15 protein-coding genes are annotated in these 21,205 nt (G+C 63.7%); 10 read left to right on the top strand and 5 right to left on the bottom strand.

What is annotated here, in order from left to right; translation table 11 throughout:
- Nucleotides 1-51: 51 nt before the first annotated feature.
- From tssF to tagF, 10 genes are all read left to right on the top strand, one after another.
- Entirely contained in the window at nt 52-1,929 is a 1,878-nt protein-coding gene (tssF, locus tag WBB95_RS25230; RefSeq protein ID WP_424490045.1) for a type VI secretion system baseplate subunit TssF, read from the top strand.
- Nucleotides 1,914-2,936, top strand: a complete 1,023-nt coding sequence (tssG, locus tag WBB95_RS25225) for a type VI secretion system baseplate subunit TssG (protein ID WP_424490044.1) — start codon at nt 1,914-1,916, stop codon at nt 2,934-2,936. Before tssF ends, tssG begins: the two co-directional genes overlap by 16 nt.
- On the top strand, nt 2,929-5,565 hold the full coding sequence (gene tssH / locus WBB95_RS25220) for a type VI secretion system ATPase TssH (protein WP_424490043.1): 2,637 nt from the start codon (nt 2,929-2,931) through the stop codon (nt 5,563-5,565). The genes tssG and tssH overlap by 8 nt, the downstream gene beginning before the upstream one ends.
- Before the next feature lie 37 nt (nt 5,566-5,602).
- On the top strand, nt 5,603-6,211 hold the full coding sequence (locus tag WBB95_RS25215; protein ID WP_424490046.1) for a hypothetical protein: 609 nt from the start codon (nt 5,603-5,605) through the stop codon (nt 6,209-6,211).
- Between the two features lie 77 nt (nt 6,212-6,288).
- Nucleotides 6,289-8,250: a type VI secretion system Vgr family protein gene (locus WBB95_RS25210; protein ID WP_424490042.1), complete on the top strand. Its 1,962-nt coding sequence runs from the start codon at nt 6,289-6,291 to the stop codon at nt 8,248-8,250.
- A gap of 18 nt (nt 8,251-8,268) precedes the next feature.
- Nucleotides 8,269-9,843 carry a type VI secretion system-associated FHA domain protein TagH gene (gene tagH / locus WBB95_RS25205; RefSeq protein ID WP_424490041.1) on the top strand — a complete coding sequence of 525 codons (1,575 nt, stop codon included), beginning with the start codon at nt 8,269-8,271 and terminating at the stop codon, nt 9,841-9,843.
- A gap of 107 nt (nt 9,844-9,950) precedes the next feature.
- Nucleotides 9,951-11,282 (top strand): type VI secretion system baseplate subunit TssK, encoded by a 1,332-nt coding sequence (gene tssK / locus WBB95_RS25200; RefSeq protein ID WP_424490040.1) that lies wholly within the window; start codon nt 9,951-9,953, stop codon nt 11,280-11,282.
- A gap of 15 nt (nt 11,283-11,297) precedes the next feature.
- A complete protein-coding gene (gene icmH, locus WBB95_RS25195; protein ID WP_424490039.1) occupies nt 11,298-12,584 on the top strand; it encodes a type IVB secretion system protein IcmH/DotU in 1,287 nt (428 codons plus the stop codon).
- A gap of 2 nt (nt 12,585-12,586) precedes the next feature.
- On the top strand, nt 12,587-16,150 hold the full coding sequence (gene tssM, locus WBB95_RS25190; protein WP_424490038.1) for a type VI secretion system membrane subunit TssM: 3,564 nt from the start codon (nt 12,587-12,589) through the stop codon (nt 16,148-16,150).
- A gap of 9 nt (nt 16,151-16,159) precedes the next feature.
- On the top strand, nt 16,160-16,819 hold the full coding sequence (gene tagF / locus WBB95_RS25185) for a type VI secretion system-associated protein TagF (protein WP_424490037.1): 660 nt from the start codon (nt 16,160-16,162) through the stop codon (nt 16,817-16,819).
- A 41-nt stretch (nt 16,820-16,860) separates the two neighbouring features.
- On the opposite strand, the gene WBB95_RS25180 is transcribed toward tagF, so the two are convergent.
- The 5 genes from WBB95_RS25180 to WBB95_RS25160 all read right to left on the bottom strand — a co-directional run bounded on the left by WBB95_RS25180 (nt 16,861) and on the right by WBB95_RS25160 (nt 21,196).
- On the bottom strand, nt 16,861-17,175 hold the full coding sequence (locus WBB95_RS25180; RefSeq protein ID WP_424490036.1) for a helix-turn-helix domain-containing protein: 315 nt from the start codon (nt 17,173-17,175) through the stop codon (nt 16,861-16,863).
- Nucleotides 17,165-17,515: a toxin gene (locus WBB95_RS25175; RefSeq protein WP_424490035.1), complete on the bottom strand. Its 351-nt coding sequence runs from the start codon at nt 17,513-17,515 to the stop codon at nt 17,165-17,167. Before WBB95_RS25175 ends, WBB95_RS25180 begins: the two co-directional genes overlap by 11 nt.
- 233 nt (nt 17,516-17,748) lie before the next feature.
- A complete protein-coding gene (locus WBB95_RS25170) occupies nt 17,749-19,344 on the bottom strand; it encodes a gamma-glutamyltransferase family protein (RefSeq protein WP_424490034.1) in 1,596 nt (531 codons plus the stop codon).
- Between the two features lie 23 nt (nt 19,345-19,367).
- Nucleotides 19,368-20,252, bottom strand: coding sequence for an ABC transporter permease (locus WBB95_RS25165; RefSeq protein ID WP_424490033.1), 885 nt, complete (start codon nt 20,250-20,252; stop codon nt 19,368-19,370).
- Nucleotides 20,249-21,196: an ABC transporter permease gene (locus WBB95_RS25160; RefSeq protein WP_424490032.1), complete on the bottom strand. Its 948-nt coding sequence runs from the start codon at nt 21,194-21,196 to the stop codon at nt 20,249-20,251. The genes WBB95_RS25165 and WBB95_RS25160 overlap by 4 nt, the downstream gene beginning before the upstream one ends.
- Nucleotides 21,197-21,205: the final 9 nt, after the last annotated feature.

Here is a 21,205-nt window from a genome sequence, read left to right as displayed (position 1 = left end):
CCTGGAAGCAGGCGAGGCAAGGGTTTTTGATATCGAGACAAGGGACGTGCGGTGAACGCCAAACTGCTGCGCTATTACGAACGTGAACTGGCTCACCTGCGTGAAGTCGGCGGTGAGTTCGCCCGCGACTACCCCAAGGTTGCCGGTCGCCTGGGGCTGGAAACCTATGCCTGTGCCGACCCCTATGTGGAGCGGTTACTGGAAGGTTTCAGCTTTTTGGCGGCGCGGGTACAGGTGAAAATCGACGCCGAGTTCCCGCGTTTCACCAACCACCTGCTGGAACTGGTGTACCCGCAATACCTGGCACCCACACCATCGATGGCCGTGGTGCAGTTGCAGCCGGACATGAGCGAAGGCAGCCTCGCCGCCGGTTTCAAGGTGCCGCGCGACACGGCGTTGCACAGCCAATTGGGCAAGGGCGACCAGACTGCCTGCGAGTTTCGCACCGCCCACGACGTGACCCTGTGGCCGGTCGAACTGGTCGAGGCGCGCTACTTTGCCTGCGGCGCGCAAGTGGGCGGGGTCGATCTGTCTCGCCTCGGCGGAGTCAAGGCCGCGCTGCGCCTGCGGTTGCGCGTCGGCGCCGGGCTGACCTTCAGCGACTTGGCCCTCGACAACCTGCCTCTGCACATTCGTGGCGGCGAAGCCTTGCCGTCGCGCATCCTCGAACATCTTTTGGCCCAGGCCGCCGGCGTGTTGGTGATGCCGGTGCAGGAACATGTGGACTGGCACCAGTTCCTGCCCAAAAGCGCAATTCGCAGCCAAGGCTACAGCGACAGCGAAGCTTTGCTGCCCAGCGGCCCACGCTCGTTCCAGGGCTATCGGCTGCTGCAGGAATATTTCGCCATGCCCCAGCGCTTCATGTTTGCCGACGTCACGGGGCTGGCGAACAGCGTGAGCCGTTGCACCGCCGAGCAACTGGACGTGATCGTGCTGTTCAAGAAACTCGACCCGCTGCTGGAACAGAGCCTGAGCGCCGCCAACTTCGGGCTGTACTGCACGCCGGCGATCAACCTGTTCCCGATGCGCACCGAGCGCGTGCACGTGTCCGACCAGCAATCGGAATACCACGTGATCCCCGACCGTACGCGGCCGATGGATTATGAGATCTACCAGGTCGACGGCGTCACCGGCTACGGCAGCGGTGCCGAGGCCAGCCAGACGTTTGAGTCGTTCTACCGCGCCAATGACCTTCACGCGCGCACGCCGCCGAAGGCGTTTTATCAGGTGCGGCGTGATGCGCGGGTGCTTTCCGAACAACAACGGCGCCAGGGCCCGCGTTCCAGTTACATCGGCAGCGAGTTGTTTTTGTCCCTGGTGGACGCCCAGGAGGCGCCGCACCGCAGTGACTTGCGCCAGCTGGGCATCGACACCCTGTGCAGCAACCGTGACCTGGTATTGAGCATGCCGGTGGGCAGCGGCCGTACCGACTTCACGGTAGAAGCCGGCGCGCCGGTGCAATCTGTGCGCTGCGTCGCCGGCCCCACGGTGCCTGCGCCGTCGTTTGCCGAGGGCGAGACCGCGTGGCGGCTGGTCAGCCATCTGTCCCTCAACTATTTGTCACTGCTCGACCAGGACAAGGAGCAGGGCGCCAGCGCCTTGCGCGACCTGTTGCGCCTGTATTGCCGCATCGACGATGAAGCCGCGCACAAGCAGATTGAAGGCCTGCGCTCGGTCACCGCCGAGAGCATTGTGCGGCGCCTGCCGTTGCCCGGGCCGATCACGTATGGGCGTGGGTTGCAGGTCAGCGTGACCCTGGATGAGACAGCGTTCGAAGGCGCCGGGGTGTTTGTGCTGGGCTCGGTGCTGGAGCAGTTTTTCGCCAAATACGTGTCGCTTAATTCGTTCACTGAAACGGTGATCAAAAGCACCGCGCGTGGCGTGATCATGCAGTGGCCGGCGCGGGTGGGCAGATGCGAGATCCTCTGAGCCTGCTCGCCGACCTTGAAGCGCATCCTGGGCGTTTTGATTTCTATGGCGCGTTGCGTCAGCTGGAATGCGCCTTCCCACACCTGCCACGCATCGGCCAGGCGGCGCGTCCGGCCGATGAGGCGGTGCGTTTTGGCCAGCAACCGTCATTGGCGTTCGAACCAGCGATGATCGCCGCGCTCAAACCCGGCGTTACGCCCAAGCTGCTGCTGAATTTCTTTGGCCTGATGGGGGCCAATGGCCCGCTGCCGATTCACCTCACCGAATACATCCGCGACCGCCAGCGCAACCAGAATGACCCGACACTGGCGGCCTTTTGCGACGTGTTTCACCACCGCATGATCAGCCTGTTCTACCGCGCCTGGGCGAGTGCCCAGCCAGCGGTGAGCCTCGACCGGCCAGGTGCGGACCGTTTTGCCCACTACCTGGGGTCATTGATCGGCATCGGCCAGCCTTCGTTGCTCAACCGCAACGCGGTGCCGGACGTGGCCAAGCTGCACTTCGCCGGGCGCCTCGGGCCGCAGACGCGCAACGCCGAAGGCTTGGCGGCATTACTCAGCGACTACCTCGGCGTGCCGGTGAACGTCGAGCAGTTTGTCGGCCACTGGATGACCTTGCCGGTCGATGGCCTGTGCGCCCTGCGCAGCGGGCCCGAGGCCGCCGTGCTCGGCCAGACCACGGTGATGGGCAAGAAAGTCTGGAACACCCAGCACAAATTCCGCCTGTTGATCGGCCCTCTGGACCTTGCGCAAACCCGTCGCCTGTTGCCCGGCGGCGACAGCCTGCAACGCGTGCAGGACTGGGTGCGCCAGTACGTCGGCCTGGCGATGGACTGGGACATCAACCTGATCGTCCAGAAAGAGCAATTGCCCGGCCTGCGCCTGGGTTCAGCGCCGTTGGGCTGGACCAGTTGGCTGAGCAGCAAGACCCCCGAGCAGGATGACCGGCAGTTGCTGATCAATCCTCGCGTCTCTGTATCCACTTCTCAAGGACCCGTCCATGGCTGACATCAGTCGCGTCGCGCTTTTCGGCAAACTCAACAGCCTGTGCTACCGGGCCATCGAAAGCAGCACCGTATTCTGCAAAATGCGCGGCAACCCCTATGTGGAACTGGTGCACTGGTTACAGCAAATCCTGCAACTGAGCGACTCCGACCTGCTGCGCCTGGTCCGTCATTACGGCATAGACGCCGCGGTACTGGCCCGCGACCTGACCGCCGCGCTGGACCGCTTGCCCCGTGGCTCGACGTCGGTCACCGATTTATCCAGCCAGGTCGAAGAGGCCGTCGAGCGCGCCTGGGTCTGCGCCACCCTGATGCTCGGTGAATCCCAGGTGCGCTCCGGCCATTTGCTCTTGGCGCTGCTGAAAACCCCGAGTTTGCGCAATGGGTTGTATGGCGTGTCCCGCGAGTTCAACAAGGTCGGTATCGACGACCTGAGCGAGCAGTTCGGCGCGTTGCTCAAGGATTCTCCGGAGGCGCTGATGACGGCCAGCGATGGCTTCCAGATGCCAGGCGAAGAAGCGGGCGCGGTGGCACCGGCGGCCATGGGCAAGCAGGAAGCCTTGAAGCGTTTCACCGTCGACCTCACCGAGCAGGCGCGCAGCAGCAAGATGGACCCCATCGTCGGGCGCGATGAAGAAATCCGCCAGGTGATCGACATCCTTATGCGTCGTCGCCAGAACAACCCGATATTGGTGGGCGAGGCGGGCGTTGGCAAAACCGCCGTGGTCGAGGGTTTTGCCCAGCGCATCGCCCGGGGCGACGTGCCGCCCAGCCTGAAAGACGTGCAACTGCTCGCCCTCGATGTCGGCCTGTTGCAGGCCGGTGCGAGCATGAAAGGCGAGTTCGAACAGCGCCTGCGCTCGGTGATCGATGAGGTACAGGCCAGCGTCAAGCCGATCGTGCTGTTTATCGATGAAACCCACACCCTGGTCGGGGCGGGCGGTGCGGCCGGCACTGGCGATGCGGCCAACCTGCTCAAACCGGCGCTGGCCCGTGGCACCTTGCGCACGGTGGGCGCGACCACGTTTGCCGAGTACAAGAAGCACATCGAAAAAGACCCGGCCCTGACCCGGCGTTTCCAGACCGTGCAGGTCGACGAGCCTGACGAGGCGCGGGCCTTGCTGATGCTGCGCGGCATTGCCGAAACCATGCAGAACCACCACCACGTGCATATTCTCGATTCGGCGCTGGAAGCAGCGGTGCGATTGTCCAACCGCTACATCCCGGCGCGCCAGTTGCCGGACAAGGCGGTCAGCCTGATCGACACCGCCTGTGCCCGCGTCGCCATCAGCCTGCATGCCACGCCGGCCGAAGTGGATGACAGCCGCCGCCGCATTGAATCGCTGGAAACCGAGCTGGCGATCATCGAGCGCGAAACCGCCATCGGCGTGGAAACCGCCAGCCGTCGTGCCTCGGTCGAAGGCCTGTTGGCGACCGAACGTGAGCGCCTGGATGACGTAGAAGGGCGCTGGGATAACGAACTGGCGCTGGTGGAGCAAATCCAGCGCTTGCGCAGCCAATTGGCCGACGCGACCGACCGTGAGGCCGGGTTGATCGAACTGCGCCAACTGCAAGACGAATTGGTCGCGCAACAGGGCGAACACCCACTGGTGCTGATCAGCGTCGACGAACAGGCTGTGGCCTCGGTGGTGCAGGATTGGACCGGCATTCCGGTGGGCCGCATGGTCAAGAACGAGATCGAAAACGTGCTGCGCCTGGCCGACCGCCTGGGCCAGCGCATCATCGGCCAGAACCATGCGCTGGAGATGATTGCACGGCGTATCCAGACGTCCCGCGCCGGCCTCGACAACCCGGGCAAGCCGGTGGGCGTGTTCATGCTTGCGGGCACCTCCGGCGTGGGTAAAACCGAGACGGCCCTGGCCCTGGCCGAGTCGCTGTATGGCGGTGAGCAAAACGTCATCACCATCAATATGAGCGAGTACCAGGAAGCCCACACTGTTTCCACTTTGAAAGGCGCGCCCCCCGGCTACGTGGGTTATGGCGAAGGTGGCGTGCTGACCGAAGCAGTGCGGCGCAAGCCTTACAGCGTGGTGCTGCTGGACGAAGTGGAAAAGGCCCACCCGGACGTGCACGAGCTGTTTTTCCAGGTGTTCGACAAAGGCTGGATGGAGGACGGAGAGGGCCGGATCATCGACTTCAAGAACACCCTGATCCTGCTCACCACCAACGCCGGCACTCAGTTGATCAGCCGCCTGTGCCGCGACCCCAAGACCATGCCCGCGCCGGACGACATCGCCAAGGCCCTGCGCGAGCCGCTGCTGGAAGTGTTCCCGCCGGCCTTGCTCGGGCGGCTGGTGGTGATCCCGTATTACCCGCTGAGCGACGCCATGCTCGGCAGCATCATCCGCCTGCAACTGGGGCGTATCGAAAAACGCATCGCCGCTAACCACAAGATTCCGTTCACTTACAGCGACGACGTGGTGCACCTGATCGCCAGCCGCTGCACCGAGCTGGAAAGCGGCGGGCGCATGATCGACGCGATCCTCACCAACGCCATGCTGCCGGCGATCAGTACCGAGTTTCTCAACCGCCTGCTCGCGGGCACGCCAGCCACGCACGTGCAGGTCAGCGTTGACGGCGGCGATTTTAGTTACCACTTCGGGGGGCAGTAAGCCAATGCCCTATGTAGCGTGGAAAACGCCGATCGTGATGAAGTGGTTCCGGGTCGCCAAGTTCAAGCAGCGCGCGCAACTGAGCAAGAACCCGTACCTGCAAGCCATGCCCAGCCTCGCGGGCGGGGCCTGCGTGGGCGCGACATTCGCCTGGTTGAACCGTCACTTGCAGGCGCCCGCCGAGTCGGCGATCAACCGCTGCGCGTTTCTGAGCCGGGACGACACGTGGTGCCGCATCGAAAGCTATTGCAGCGCGTTCAACACCACCCTGATCCTCGACAACACCCGCCGCATCAAAGCCAACCTGCCGAACATTTGTGGCCGGGTCGACAGTTCATCGGTTGAGGCCCAGGGCCTGGAAGGGCTGGCAACCCTGGCCAGGCATATCGACCGCACGAAACCGGGTTACTACGTGTGGCTCTTCACGTTCGAGTGCGGGGGGCCGTCCCACGTATGCGGGATCTACGCCGACCGCAACAGCATGACGTTCTTCGACCCCAACTCGGGTGAGTACCGCATGGGCGCTTCGCGCACCCTCGATTTTTTCACGATGCTCTACAGGCATTACCTCAATTACCTGTCGGGCGCGGGCGTGAAAAAAGAGCTCAAGTTTGACGACCATTACCTGGTGCAGCTGGGTGCTTAGCGAAATGAACGGCAGGTGGGAATAAATCCTGTCCGCTGACTGTTCTGTCTAGGCGCCCACTACCACAGACAACATTCATGGCAACCACTCAAGTCCATCGCGAAATCCAGGTCACCAGCGTGCTCGGCACCGATGTGTTGCTGTTTCGACGCATGCAGGCGACGGAGGGGCTTTCGCAGCTCAGCGAGTACCACCTTGAGCTGTACAGCGAGCGCGCCGACCTGAATATCGACGACCTGCTGGCTACCCAGATGAGCGTGGCGGTGGACCTTCCCAAGGGCGGCAGCCGCTACTTCAGTGGGCACGTCAGCCACTTTTCGTTCAGCACGCGGCAGGGGCGCTACGCCACCTACAAGGCGGTATTGCGCCCGTGGTTGTGGTTTTTGACGCTGGCCAGCGACTGCCGGATCTTCCAGGAACTCAGCGTGCCGGACATCCTCAAGCGGGTGTTCGCGCCGTACAGCATCGCGGATGTCGACACTTCGGGCCTGAGCGGCAGCTACAAGGCGCTGACCTATTGCGTGCAATACCGTGAGAGCGATTTCAACTTTGTCAGCCGCCTGATGGAGCAGGAGGGCATCTATTACTACTTCAAGAGCGCCGCCGGGCGTCACACCCTGGTGCTGGCCGATTCCTACGGCGTGCACTCGCCGGCGCCCGGCTATGCCCAGGTGCGCTTCATGCCCGCCGAAGACCACGCCATGCGTGAAAGCGAGGTGATCTACGACTGGCGCATGGGCGGTGACGTGGAGCCGGGCGGCTACAGCCTGCAAGACTTCGACTTTGAAAAGCCCACCGCCAACCTGCTGGCCAAATCGACCCTGGCCGGCAGCTACCCGCAGTCGCGGCATGAGCGTTATGACTACCCGGGAAAATACACCGAGCGCAAAAGCGGCGAAAACTACGCGCGCACCTTGATTGAGTCCCTGCACACCGGCACCCAGCGGGTCACCGGCGCAACCCGTGCGCGCGGCCTGTTTCCCGGCGCGCTGATGACCTTGACCGAGCACCCGCGCAGCGAGCAGAACGCGCAGTTCCTGTTGCTCGAAGCGCGCTACACATTGTCCTCGGACACCTATGAACCGACGCCGCCGGCCGAGCCTGCGCCCGTATTGAGCTGCGAGTTCGTGGCCTTGTCGCGCCAGCAGCAATTTCGGGCGCCCTGTGTGTCGCGTAAACCGCTGATGCAAGGCCCGCAGACCGCCATGGTGGTGGGCAAACAGGGCGAAGAAATCTGGACCGACAAATATGGGCGCATCAAGGTGCAGTTCCACTGGGACCGTGAGGGCAAGCGCGACGAAAACAGCTCGTGCTGGATTCGTGTGGCCCAGAGTTGGGCCGGCAAGCGCTGGGGCGCGCTGTACACACCGCGTATCGGCCAGGAAGTGGTGGTCAGCTTTCTTGAAGGCGACCCTGACCAGCCGCTGGTGACCGGCAGCGTCTATAACGCCGACACCCTGCCACCCTATGCCTTGCCGGAAAATGCCACGCGCTCGACGATCAAGAGCAACTCGTCCAAAGGCGGCGGGGGCTACAACGAGCTGCGTTTCGAAGACAAAAAGGGCGCGGAGCAAGTGTTCCTGCACGCGCAGAAAAACCTCGACCAGCGCGTGCTCAAAGACTCCCTCGACTGGGTTGGTGGCGATCGCCATTCCAAGGTCGACAAGGACCTGCGCGAAAAAATCGGCGGCGATCGGCACTCGGCGGTCGGTGGTCATCGCAACGAGAAGGCCAGCGGCGATGTGTCGATGGCAGCGGGCGCCAACATGATCATTAACGGTGGTCTGAAGACCGGCGTCACGGCCGGCCTGGACATGTACATCAAGGGCGGCGCCAACGTGGTCATCGAGGCCGGCGCGACCATCACCCTGAAAGTCGGCTCGACCTTCCTCACCCTGACCCCGGCGATGATCGTCGCTTCGATCATCCCGCTGCCATTGCCCGAAGCCGCCTCGGCGGCAACTGCCCTGGCCCTGACGGCTGCCACCGGACCTGCCGGCACGCCGCTGCCGCCCAAGGAGGCCGACGATGGCAAGTAACCTTTTCTGGAGCCCGCTATGAACCTGATCCTGCTGGTTAAAAGCTACCGCGACCAACCCATGCCCGGCGAGGTGATCTGTCGCTTTACCGAGGTCGGTGGGTCCATTGGGCGCGGGCCGGACAATGACCTGACCCTGGACGACCCGGGCAAATATATCTCCCGCGTGCATGCGCGCCTTGAACTGCGCGGCGAGCAGTTTTACCTGACCGACACCGGCAGCAACCCCAGCCTGGTCAACGAACGGCCGTTGGGCAACGGCCGCGAGCGTGCGCTGGAGGAGGGCGACCGCCTGGTGATCGGCGATTACGCATTACAGGTGCGCCTGGAGCAACCGCTGGCGCCGGAGCCGGAAGACGACGCCCTGGCCACGCGAATTCTGCCGCCGCTGTTCGTGCCGCCACCGACGCCGGTGGCCGCGCCGTTACCGCCGCTGGAAGTGTCGCCGCCGTTGATGCGTGACCCTGAAGTGGTGGTGCCGGTGGTGCTGCACGACGACCTGGCCGGCGCGCGGATTCTGGAGGGCAATTCACTCTTTGACGGCGCGATGCCGCTGTCCGACCCGCTGGGGTTGAATCCGTCGCTGACCCCTGTGTTTCGCGGCACCGAGAGCGACCATGTGGCGCCGCAGATGCAGGCCTTCAACATGCCGCTGTGGCAGGCGGAACCGCAGGTGATCCCGGCTGACTACGACCCGCTTCTGGGCCTGTCCACATCCCCTGTGGGCGCGGGCTTGCCCGCGAAGCACGATAACGCGGTCTTGCAGGAAAATCTCGGCGCCCCTGAGACCTTCGCGAGCAAGCCCGCTCCCACATTGACCGAGCGAGGCAGTGACGATGCGGTGCGTAAGGCCTTGCTATTGGGCCTGGGCCTGGGCCTGCACACCCAGCCCGCGATCGCCCCCGCTCAACCTGTGGGAGCGGGCTTGCCCGCGAAGAACGATAACGCGGTCTTGCAGGAAAAACTCGGCGCCCCTGAGACCATCGCGGGCAAGCCCGCTACCACAGGAGACAGTGCAGTCCTTGAATCTCTGCTGTTGGGTCTGGGCCTCCCCGACCTGCACACCTCCCGCACCCCCACTGAACTCGCGCAACTGGTCGGCGAAATGCTCCGTGCCGCCACCGGCGGCACCATGGATGTACTGATGGCCCGCGCGCTGACCAAGCGCGAAAGCCATATCGACATGACCATGATCGGTGCCTATTCCAACAACCCGCTCAAATTCTTCCCCGACGCCGACAGCGCGCTGGCGCAGATGCTCAATGGCGATTCACCCGCCTACATGCGCCCGGTGAAGGCCATGAATGCCTCATTTGATGACCTCAAAGCGCATGAACTGGCGGTGATCGCCGGCATGCGTGCGGCCTTGGGCGCGGTGGTGCAGCGCTTTGACCCGGCACGGGTCGAGCAACGTCGCACCACCCACGGCGCGCTCGACAAGTGGATGCCGGCGCGGCGCAAGGCGCGCCTGTGGGACCGCTTGGTGGAGCGCTACGAAGACCTGGCGCGGGACGCTGATGAGGATTTGCAGCGGCTGTTCGGCGAACTGTTTTCCAAGGCTTATGAAGAACAGGTGGCGCGGATGCGCTCTTGAATGCGTACGCCTCGGTGAGCGCGCTGGCCCCGCGCCGGGGTGCGCAGCCTCTCACCACAACAGGCTTGCCCAGCACAGAAATGCGTTCACTTTTTTGAGAAGAATTTATGTCCTGGAATAACAAAGTAGTCTGGTCCGAAGGCATGCTGTTGCAGCCTCAGCACCTGCAGCAACACGACCGTTTTCTGCACACCCAACTGCAAGCGCGGGTCGCCACCTTGCGTGCTTACGGCTGGGGCTTTTCCACATTGAAAATCGACCCGCAGCAGTTGGCGATGGGCAAGTTGGCGCTGCTCTCGTACAGCGGCGTACTGCCCGACGGCACGCCCGTGGGCCTGCCGTTTGACGATGAAATGCCGCTGCCCCTGGAGATCCCCGACGACGCCCGCGACCTGAAAGTGGTGCTGGCATTGCCCAGCCTGCGCCCGGGTGTGTCTGAGGTCGACGACAACCCCAGCTTTGAAAACTTCGCCCGCCATCGCAGCACTGAATACGAAGCCTGGGACAGCAATGGCCTGGACAGCAGTGCGCTGATGAGCATTGGCAAATTGCGCCTGCGCCTGGCGTTTGAAGGGGATGTGGCCGACGCCTATACGGTGCTGGGCATTGCCCATGTGGTGGAAAAGCGCGCCGATAAAAGTGTGCTGCTCGACCGCGATTACTGCCCGCCGTGCCTGGATATTCGCGCCGCAGAACGCCTGCGGGTGTTTGTCGATGAACTGCTGGGCCTGGTGCAGCAACGTGTAGAGGCGCTGGCTTCGCGCCTGACCCGGCCGGATGGCAGCGGCGCGGCAGAAATCGCCGACTTCCTGCTGTTGCAGGTGCTCAATCGCAGCATGCCGCTGGTGCGACACCTGTCGGCGATGACCGGCTTGCACCCGGAGCAGTTGTACCGCGATCTCGCGGCATTGGCCGGTGAGTTGGCGACCTTCACCCGCGACGACAAACGCGCCGCCACCTACCCGGTGTATCGCCACGCGGCGTTGGCCGAGACGTTCGCCCCGGTGATGCTCGACCTGCGCCGCGCACTTTCGGCGGTGATGGATGTGCGTGCCATCGCGATTCCACTGGAAGAACGCCAATACGGCATTCGCGTGGCGGTCTTGCCGGACCAGGACCTGCTGCGCTCGGCCACGTTCATCCTCGCGGTACAGGCGCAGATGTCGGCCGAAAGCGTGCGCAACGGCTTCCCGCCCCAGGTCAAGATCGGCTCGGTGGAGAAGATCCGCGACCTGGTCAACCTGCAACTGCCCGGCATCGGTTTGCGCCCATTGCCGGTGGCGCCGCGGCAATTGCCGTTCCACGCCGGGTTTACCTATTTCGAACTTGATCGCAGCAGCGAATATTGGCAATTGCTGAGCCAGTCGGCGGGCTTTGCCATGCACATCGCCGGGGTGTTCCCGGGGCTGGAAATGCAGTTCTGGGCCATTCGGAACTAAGGCAAGGTGACTGACGTGAACGACACTTTTGATGGCGGCCAAGACCCGGACCGCACCTTGCTGATCCCCACGCCCGGTGGCCGCCGTGCGCCTGCGTCGAGTACCCCGGGCGTCGACGTGCAGCGTGCCGCACTGGTGCTGCACGGCCAGGGGCTCAACCCGCTGGTGCGTGCGGCCAACCCGTTGCTTGACCTGGTGGTGCCGCTACGCACCCTGACAGCCATGCCGGACATGGAAAGCCTGCGTCAGCGTTTGATCCAGGCGGTGCAGGCCTTTGAAGCCCAGGCCCGGGCCAGCCAGGTGGACGTCGAAACCGTGGCCGCCGCGCGTTACGCGCTGTGTACGCTGGTGGATGAAACCATCGCCAGCACCCCGTGGGGCGCAGGCGTGTGGGGCAGCCGCAGCCTGTTGGTGACCTTTCATAACGAGGCCTGGGGCGGCGAAAAGTTTTTCATGATCCTGCAGCGCTTGAGCCAGGACCTGCGCACCCATATCGACGTGCTGGAGTTGATGTACCTGTGCCTCGCGCTGGGCCTGGAAGGGCGATATCGCGTGCTGGATCGCGGCCTGGACCAACTGGGCCTGCTGCGTGAACGCCTGCTGCAATTGATCAACCAGCAGCGCGGCAATCAGGAGCAAGACCTCTCGCCACGCTGGCGCGGGGCCGAGGCTCCCCAGGCGTCGATGCTGCGCCGTGTGCCGTTGTGGGTGCTGGCGTCGGTGGCGGCGGTGCTGTTGTTGAGTGTGCAGTTGACTTACAGCTGGTTGCTCAATCGCGCATCAGACCCGGTGTTTGCCCAGCTAGGTTCGATTCGCGTGGCCTCGCCGCTCAAGGTGGCGGCCCCGGCAGAACCGGCGCCGGTGCGCTTGTCGGGCTTCCTCGCGCCGGAAGTGGCGCAAGGGCTGGTGGTGGTCAAGGACAGCGCCGACCGCTCGGTGATCACGCTGCGTGGCGACGGTGTGTTTGCGTCCGGCAGTGCTGAGGTGTCGAGCAACTTTGACGGTTTGCTCACGCGCATTGGCGATGCTTTGGCCACAGTGCCGGGGGACGTGGTGGTGGTCGGGCATACCGACAACGTGCGGCCGTCGGCAACCTCGCGGTTGGGCTCCAACTTCGACCTGTCCCAGGCACGGGCCAAGACCGTCGCACGTTTGCTCGCCCAGCGCGCCGGGCCCGCCGAGCGCTACCGCAGCGAAGGCCGTGGTGAAACGGAGCCTCTGGTTCCCAATGATTCAGCGGCGAACCGCGCGCGTAACCGTCGCGTCGATATCACCGTGCTGATCCCCTCCCAGGCGCAATAGCCATGAACTTCTCTTCGTTTTTTTCGTTGTTATGGTCCCCGGTGGAGCGCTTTATCCTGTGGCTGCTCAAACCGTGGTTGTTGTCGCTGATCGGTGTGGCGCTGCTGTCGTTGCTGGTGTGGTACGAAGGGCCGCTGCTGGCGTTCAACGGCAGCGAGCCGTTGGCGCCCGAGTCGCGGCGCTGGGGGCTGATCGCGCTGTGTGTGCTGGTGTGGGTGGGTTACTTTGCCTGGCGGTTGTGGCGGGCCTGGCGGGCTAACCGTGGCCTGATGGCTGGCGTTGCCGAGGCGCCTGTGGTGGCGCCGGGCGTGCGTGAAACCCAGGCGGAAGTGGCCGAGTTGGGCGAGCGCATGCGCTCGGCGATGGCCGTGCTGCGCAAAGCGAACCCAGGTTGGAAAATGAGCGGGCAGTACCTGTATCAACTGCCGTGGTACATGTTTGTCGGCGCGCCGGGCAGCGGCAAGACCACGGCGTTGACCCATTCCGGCTTGCAGTTTCCGCTGCGCGAAGCCATGGGCAGCGGCGCTATCGGTGGCGTGGGCGGTACGCGGCATTGCGACTGGTGGTTCACCGACGAGGCGGTGTTGCTCGACACTGCCGGACGCTACACCACCCAGGACAGCTACACCGAAGTGGACCGCGCCGCGTGGGGCGGCTTTCTCGACCTGCTGAAAAAATACCGTCGCCAACGCCCGGTCAACGGTGTGATCGTGGCCCTGAGCGTCAGCGACCTGCTGCAACAAACCGAGGCCCAGCGCCAGGCTCAGGCCGTGGCGATCCGGGCACGCATCAACGAGCTGTATGAGCGCTTGGGCCTGCGTTTTCCGGTGTACGTGATCATCACCAAGTGCGACTTGCTGGCGGGTTTCTCGGAATTTTTCGAGACGTTTGGCCGCGATGAGCGCGCGCAGGTTTGGGGCGTGACATTTCCACTGTCGCAGCCGCCCCAGCCGGACACCGGGCTGGCGTCGTTTCCGGCCGAGTTCGATGCCTTGGAACGTCAGTTGCAACGGCGCGTGCTGGAGCGTTTGCAGCAGGAGCGCGACCTGTCACGCCGGGCCTTGCTCTACAGCTTCCCGCAGCAATTCGCCAGCCTCGGCGATGGCCTCACACGGTTTCTCAATACGGTGTTCGAAGCCAACCGCTACCAGGAACCGGCGTTGCTGCGCGGGGTGTATTTCACCAGTGGCACCCAGGAAGGCAGCCCGATTGATCGGGTGCTGACGTCATTGGCGGCGTCATTCGGCCTGGGACGCAAGGTGCTGGCGCCGAATGTGGCCAGCGGGCGCAGTTACTTCATCACCCGTTTGCTGCGCGAAGTGATTTTCAAGGAGGCCGGGCTCGCCGGGGTCAATCATCAGGAGCAACGGCGTCGGCGTTTGCTCGCCAGGGCCGGGCGGATCACGGCGACGGCGGTGTTCGTGTTGCTGCTGGCGGCGATGACCATCAGCTACAACCGTAACCTGCAATTGATTGCCGATGCGTCGAGCGCTGCCACCAATGTCGCGCAATTGGCCAAGGCGTTGCCGGCCGAGGGCGACGTGCTGGTGACATTGCCGTTGCTTAACGCCGCGCGCAGCTTGCCCAGCGGTTACAGCGACGGCGACAACAGTGTGCCGTTGCTCAGTCGTATGGGCCTGTACCAGGGCAACAAGCTCGGTGCCGGCGCCATCACCCTGTATCGGCGTCTGCTGCGCGGCACGCTGTTGCCGCACATTGTCGCCAACATGGAAAACGCCCTGCGCCGGGGCGATGCGAGCAACCAGGAGTTTCTCTACGAAACCCTGCGTGCCTACCTGATGCTTGGCGAACGGCAGTTCTTCGACGCCGCCTCGGTGCAGGCGTGGGTCGATGTGGATTGGCGCCGCGAACTGCCCCAGGCCACCCCGGCACAGTTGCAGCAATTGTCGGATCACGTCGCGGCGTTGCTGGAGGCCGATGACGAAGCCGAGCCGGTGCAGCTCGACAGCGCGTTGATCGCCAAGGTGCGCCTGGCGCTGGCGAGCATGCCGTTGTCCCAGCGCATCTATAACCGGGTCAAGCGTCAGGTGGACCAGCAACACCTGCCGGAGTTGAGCGTCAACAGCGCCGTAGGGCGTGACGTGTCATCGCTGTTCACGCGCGCCAGTGGTGAGCCGTTGTCCCGTGGGGTCAGCGGTGTGTACCGGATCGCCGGTTACCGTGAGCTGACCGACAAGACCCCCCAAGCCGTGGCCGACATGGCCAAGGACAGCTGGGTACTGGACCGCCAGGAGTCGGCGCAGATCGCCGGTGGCAACCCGGCCATGCAGGCCGCTGTGCTGGAGTTGTACTACGCCGACTACATTCGCCAGTGGGATACCTTTCTGGGCGACGTGCACTTGTCACCGCTGACCAGCCTCGGTCAGGCGTCCCTCGTCACCCAGGCGCTGGCGGCCACGGATTCACCGCTGCGCGCCTTGCTGCAGGCGGTGTCCAGGGAAACCACGCTGGACGGTGCCCTGACGTCGGCCACCAGCAAAGACACCGACCAACGCGTGCGCGACAAGATCGCCGCCGCCACCCAGAAACTGCAATCGGCCTTGGGGGGCGACAGCCCGGCGCCGGTGGCAGATGCCTCGGCCAACCCGGTGGACCAGCATTTTGCGGCGTTGCACCGCCTGGTGGGCACCGGCACCGGCCCGCAGCCGTTGGATGAGGTACTGGCGTCGCTAAAAGACGCCGGGCAGTTTTTCGACAGTGCTGACGCTGCCCGTCGCAGCGCCGCGCCTGCGCCTTCCAATGAAGTGCTGGGGCGCTTGAAGCGCTCGGGCGATACACAGCCGGCGCCGTTGTCGTCGTTGCTGCGCGATGTGGAAGCCGGCGGCACCGCGCTGACATTGGGCAATGAAAAGGCACGCTTGAATGCGCTGTGGGAAGCCACTGGTGCACCGTTCTGCCGGGTGGCCATTGACGGGCGTTACCCGCTGGTGCGCAGTTCGGGCCGCGATGCCACCGCCGATGACTTCGGCAAGTTCTTTGGCCCGGGCGGGTTGATGGATGACTTTTTCAGCAAGAACCTGGCGGCGTATGTCGACATGAGCGGCAGCCAGTGGCGCTGGCGCTCTGCCGGTGTGACGCCGTTGAATATTTCCCAGGATGTGCTCAACCAGTTCCAGCGTGGCGCCAAACTGCGCGACATGTTTTTCGTGGCCGGCGCGCGCCAGCCGTCGATGCGTTTTGACCTGAAAACCCTGAGTGCCGACCCGGCGTTGAGCAAAGTCACCCTGGACATTGACGGTCAACCGGTGGTGTACGACGCAGGCAGCGTGCCGGACTTCACTGGTATCTCCCTGCCCAGCGGCAAATCCGGCGGCCTGGTACGCCTGGATGCCACGCCGTCGCTGGTCAGCCCCTTGCGCAGCGACGGCCCTTGGGGTTGGCTGCGGATGATGGACAAGGCCGTCGTCAGTCCCCAGGGCGAACAACTGCAACTGACCTTCAACGTGGAAGGTCACCGAGTGGTCTACCTGTTGCGGGCCAGCAGTGTGATCAACCCGTTCCGACGCGACAGCCTCGAACAGTTCCATTGCCCCAGCAGCTTTTAAGGACCCGCCATGAATGGATTTTTCGGCAAGGTCGCAAGCCATGGGGATTTTGTCAGCCGGCGTTTGCCGTCGACGTTTTTGAACCCGTGGGACGCCTGCTTGCAGGCCGGTTTGCAGTGCAGTCGTGAGCGTTTGGGCGAGCAATGGCTGGAGGTGTTCCTGTGCAGCCCGATCTGGCGTTTTGCGTTGGCGGCCGGGGTGTGCGGTGAGCAGGGTTGGGCGGGAGTGATGATCCCCAGCGTGGACCGGGTCGGGCGTTACTTTCCGCTGACCCTTGCGACCGCAGGAGCGGATGCGCCGTTGCTGGCGCGGCTGGAGCGGGATGGGCGCTGGTATGACCAACTGGAGCGCCTGGCGTTGTCGGCATTGAGTGAGGGGTTTTCCCTGGACGCGTTCGATGAGGCAGTGCTGGCGATGCCATTGCCGGGTTGCTGGACGCCGGCAAGCGACGCCACTGCGGTTTTTGCGCCCGCCCAATGGTTCGATTTGCCCGACCCGGAGCGCATCGGCGACGGTATGCCACCATTGAGCGCACAGATAGAGGCGCGCGGGCTGGCGGGGCATTCACTGTTCTGGACCGAGGGCTCACCCCGTGTAGCGCCATCCATCTGGGTGGGGCAGGGCTTGCCCGACGCTGTGACATTTGCCGATATGCTCGGCGGGCGATAATGCAGCATTAAAAAAGCCCCGAACCTGTCGGGGCTTTTTTATCAACCCAGGGCCGCCAACTGCGCGACAGTTTCCGGGAACCGCGCCACCAGCCGGATCAGGGTGGCGGCCTGGGCATTCGGTTTGGCCCGGCCTTGTTCCCAGTTTTCCAAGGTGCGGGTGTTGGTGCGCAGGTACATGGCGAACACCGAACGGGACAGGTTGAGTTGCTGGCGCACGGCGACCACTTCTTCGGCGGTCAGCGGCGCCAGCTTGTTGAGATGAACCTTGTGGTTACGCAGGGTGATTTTGCCTTGGCGTTCGTCCGCCAGGGCGTCGAAGCCTTCGACCAGTTCGGAAAAAATTTCACGTTTCATGCTGTGTCCTCGCTTTGATTTCCCTGTCCAGCAGGTGCTTAAGGGCTTTTTTGTGGTGGGAGGCCAGGTCGTCCTGTTCGTGTTTGCCGTACAGGGTGAACAACCAGAACTGCGTACCGCCCGACCACCAGTAGTAAATGACCCGCAGGCCACCGCGTTTGCCTTTGTTGCGTCGCTCATCAACGAAGCGAACCTTGCGCAGGCCGCCTGTTCCTTCAATGACGTCGCCCGCTTCCGGGTTTTTCATCAACTCCTGCTGAAAACCGTGGAAAAGCTCGTCACTCAGATAGTCCTTGCGATGCCGCTCGAAGGCCGGCAGTTCGATAAATAGAGCGTCCATGTTCTGTACGTAGCCTGCGTAGAGTTTGCTGGCCCACTCGCCGCTGAGTCAAGTGACTTGGCTGTGGGAACTTTCCTAAAACGCAAACACCATAAAGTGGCCTCCAGCGGTTAGATGCCGGATGAGGCAGCAGATGGAAGGGGAATTTTCCGCGAGGGTTGAAGGACAGCAGAACGTGAAAGGCCTGAGCCCTGTCGATCGACAAAACTCAGGCCTGGGGAGGGCGAGACGCGTCAGTAGGCGGCGATCAATCCATCTTTGCGGGGGTCAGTCCCGCCCACGTAGCCATGCTCGGTGCGCTGGATGATCTGCGCGCCGCCAAACGCGAACACGCCGCTGGGGTCTTCGACATCGATGCTGTGGCCCTTGGCGCGCAGGGCCTGCACGACCTGTTGGTCGAACGCGCGCTCCACACACACCTGCAGGCCGGCCTCGACCCGCCAGCGCGGTGCATTGGCGGCGGCTTGCGGGTTCTGTTTGTAGCGCAGGATGCGCATCATCATTTGCAGGTGCCCTTGTGCTTGCATGGGCCCGCCCATCAAGCCAAAGGCCATCAGCGGCGTGCCGTCGGCATTCATGACAAAGCCCGGGATGATGGTGTGAAACGGCCGCTTGCCCGGCGCGACGGTGTTGACGTGCTCAGGGTCAAGCGTGAAGGCCGCCCCGCGGTTTTGCAGGCTGATGCCGGTGCCCGGCACCACAACGCCTGAGCCGAAGCCCATGTAGTTGGACTGGATGAAGGACACCATCATGCCGTTTTCGTCTGCTGTCGATAAACACACGGTGCCGCCGGCTTTGGGTGAGCCGTGGCCTGGGTCGGCCGCGTGTTCAGTGACCTGCGCGGCGCGATCGCGCAAATAGGCGGGGTCGAGCAGCAGCGCGGGTTCGATGCGCATGTGGTTGCTGTCGGTGACGTGGTGCTGGAGGTCGGCCAACGCCAACTTCATCGCTTCGAGCACCGGGTGCACCGTCTCGACGCTGTCTACCGGGTGTTCGCCGACGCCGAGCGCTTCGAGCAGGGTCAGCCCCGCGAGCGTGGCGATGCCTTGTCCGTTGGGCGGCAGCTCATGCACCACGGCGCCGGCGTAAGGCACCGACATCGTTTCGATCCAATCGACGCTGTGAGTCGCCAGGTCATCGAGGCTCATGACACTGCCGTGAGCGTTGGCATGGGCAATGATGGCCTGCGCAAGTTCGCCACGGTAAAACGATTCGCCCCGGGTCTTCGCGATGCTTTGCAGGGTTTTCGCGTGGTCCTTGAGGCGAATTTTTTCACCGGCTGCGGGGGCTTTGCCGCCGGGTAGAAAACACGCGGCAAAGCCTGGCTGGTCCTTCAGTTTTTCGGCCCCCAGGCGCCACAGTTCACTGATGATCGGCGTGAGCTGATAACCGTCTTGGGCATACCCAATCGCAGGTTCTGCCAGGGTGGCGAAGGGCAGTTTGCCGTAGCGCTCGGACAATGCGACCCAGGCCGACACAGCCCCCGGTACCGTCACCGAGCCCCAACCACGCTGGGGCATGTCTGTTTGCCCGGCAAAATGCTCAGGTGTCCAGCCTTGCGGCGAGCGGCCGGACGCGTTCAGGCCCTGGAGCTTTTTACCGTCCCAGACGATGGCGAACGCGTCGCTGCCGATCCCGCAGCCCGTGGGCTCGACCACGGTCAGCACCATGGCGGCGGCAATCGCGGCATCGACGGCGTTGCCGCCCTTGCGCAGCATCTCCAGGCCGGCCTGGGCGGCCAGCGGCTGGGAGCAGGCCACCATGTTCTTGCCCATGACGGGCGAGCGTGCGGACGGATAGGGTTGGCTGTAATCCAGATCATCAAACATGAGTGGCTCTCTTTGGGCAGTAGTCAATTTTTGGGGTCCAGGGCGTCACGCAAACCGTCCCCCAACAGGTTGAAACACAGGACGGTGATGTAGATCGCCACACCCGGCGCGATAGACATCCAGGGCGCCTGTTCCATGAAATTCTTGGCGGTGTTGAGCATCGAGCCCCAGGACGGCGAGGGCGGCTGCTGGCCCAGGCCGAGGAACGACAAGCTGGCTTCGGCGAGGATGGCCGAAGCAATGGTCAGCGTGGCTTGCACCACCAACGGCGACATCACGTTGGGCAGTACGTAGCGCAGGATGATCCAGCGGTCCGGCAAACCGATGGCGCGCGCACCTTCGAGGTAGTCCTCGTGACGAATCGCCAGCACCTGGCCGCGGGTCAGGCGCGAGAAAATCGGCATTGCCGACAGGCCAATGGCGATCATCGCGTTCGTCAGGCTTGGCCCAAGAAAGGCCCCCAGCGCAATGGCCAATACCAGGAACGGACAGGACAGCAGCGCGTCGACGATGCGGGAAATAACCGCGTCCAGTTTGCCGCCGAAGTAACCGGCCAGCAGCCCCAAGGGCACGCCGATGGCCATGGCAATCGCCACCGATACACCGCCGGCCAGCAGAGAGCTGCGTGCGCCCCACAGCAGGCGCGAAAACAGGTCGCGACCGAGTTCGTCGGTGCCCAGCCAGTAGAGCAGCGACGGCGCTTTGCGCACGGCGAGGAAGTTGGCTTTGAGCGGGTCATAGGGCGCAATCCAGGGGGCGAGCAACGCCGCCACGATGAACACCAACAGTACCGTCGAGCCGATCACCGCGCCCTTGTTGGCGAGGAATTTGCGCACGAATGGCGAGCGCATGCGAGGTTGCATCCCGCGCTCAGCGCTGTGCGGTGCAGCCGAAGCGATAGCGGTCATGAAGCCGTCCTCAAGCGCGGATTGATCATGCGGTAGAGCACGTCGGCCAGCAGGTTCAACAACAGGAAACCGATGGCGACGCACAGCACCACGCCTTGCACCACGGCGTAGTCTCGGTTGAAGACGGCATCGACGATCATCTTGCCGAAGCCGGGGATGCTGAACACTTGCTCGGTCAACACGGCGCCGCCGAGCAGTTCGCCGAACAGCAGCGTGGTGAGCGTGACGATGGGCATCAGCGCGTTGCGCAGTGCATGCTTGAGAATCACCGTGCGCGGGAACAATCCTTTGGCCCGCGCGGTGCGCACATAGTCGGCGCGCAGCACTTCGAGCATGGCGCTGCGGGTATGGCGCATCAGCACGCCGGACAAGCCGGCCCCCAGCACGAAGGCCGGCAAGATCAGGGTTTTCAGGTTTTGTACGACGTCCTCGCTCAAGGGCACAAAGCCTGACGCGGGCAGCCATTGCAGCTTCACCGCGAAAATCATGATCAATATCAGCCCGAGCCAGAAGTGCGGAATCGAGATCCCGGACAAGGCCACAATGTTGGCCCCATAGTCCACGGCCGTGCCTTTGCGCACGGCGCTGATCACCCCGGCAGGGATGCCGATCACCAGCGCGATGATCAGCGCCAGCACCGACAACTCGAGGGTCACCGGCAGTTTCGAGGCTACCAGGGTGGTCACCGGCTGCTCCGTACGCAGCGACGTACCGAAGTCACCTTGCAGGACATTGCCGACCCAATGGATGTACTGCAGCGGTAGCGGGTCGTTGAGGTGATATTTCTCCCGCAGGTATTCCATCACCGCCGGGTCGCGCTCTTCGCCGGCCATGGCCAGCACCGGGTCACCCGGCAGCAGTTTCTGCAAGGTAAACACGAACAGCGAGACCAGAATCAGTGTGGGTATGGCGCTGAGCAAGCGCCTGACGATATAGATCAGCATGACAAATCC

This window comes from Pseudomonas sp. (assembly GCF_049645325.1).
In the GTDB taxonomy this organism is placed as follows: domain Bacteria; phylum Pseudomonadota; class Gammaproteobacteria; order Pseudomonadales; family Pseudomonadaceae; genus Aquipseudomonas.
Note: the sequence above shows the minus strand (reverse complement) of the source record. Positions and strands in the feature narration are given on the sequence as shown.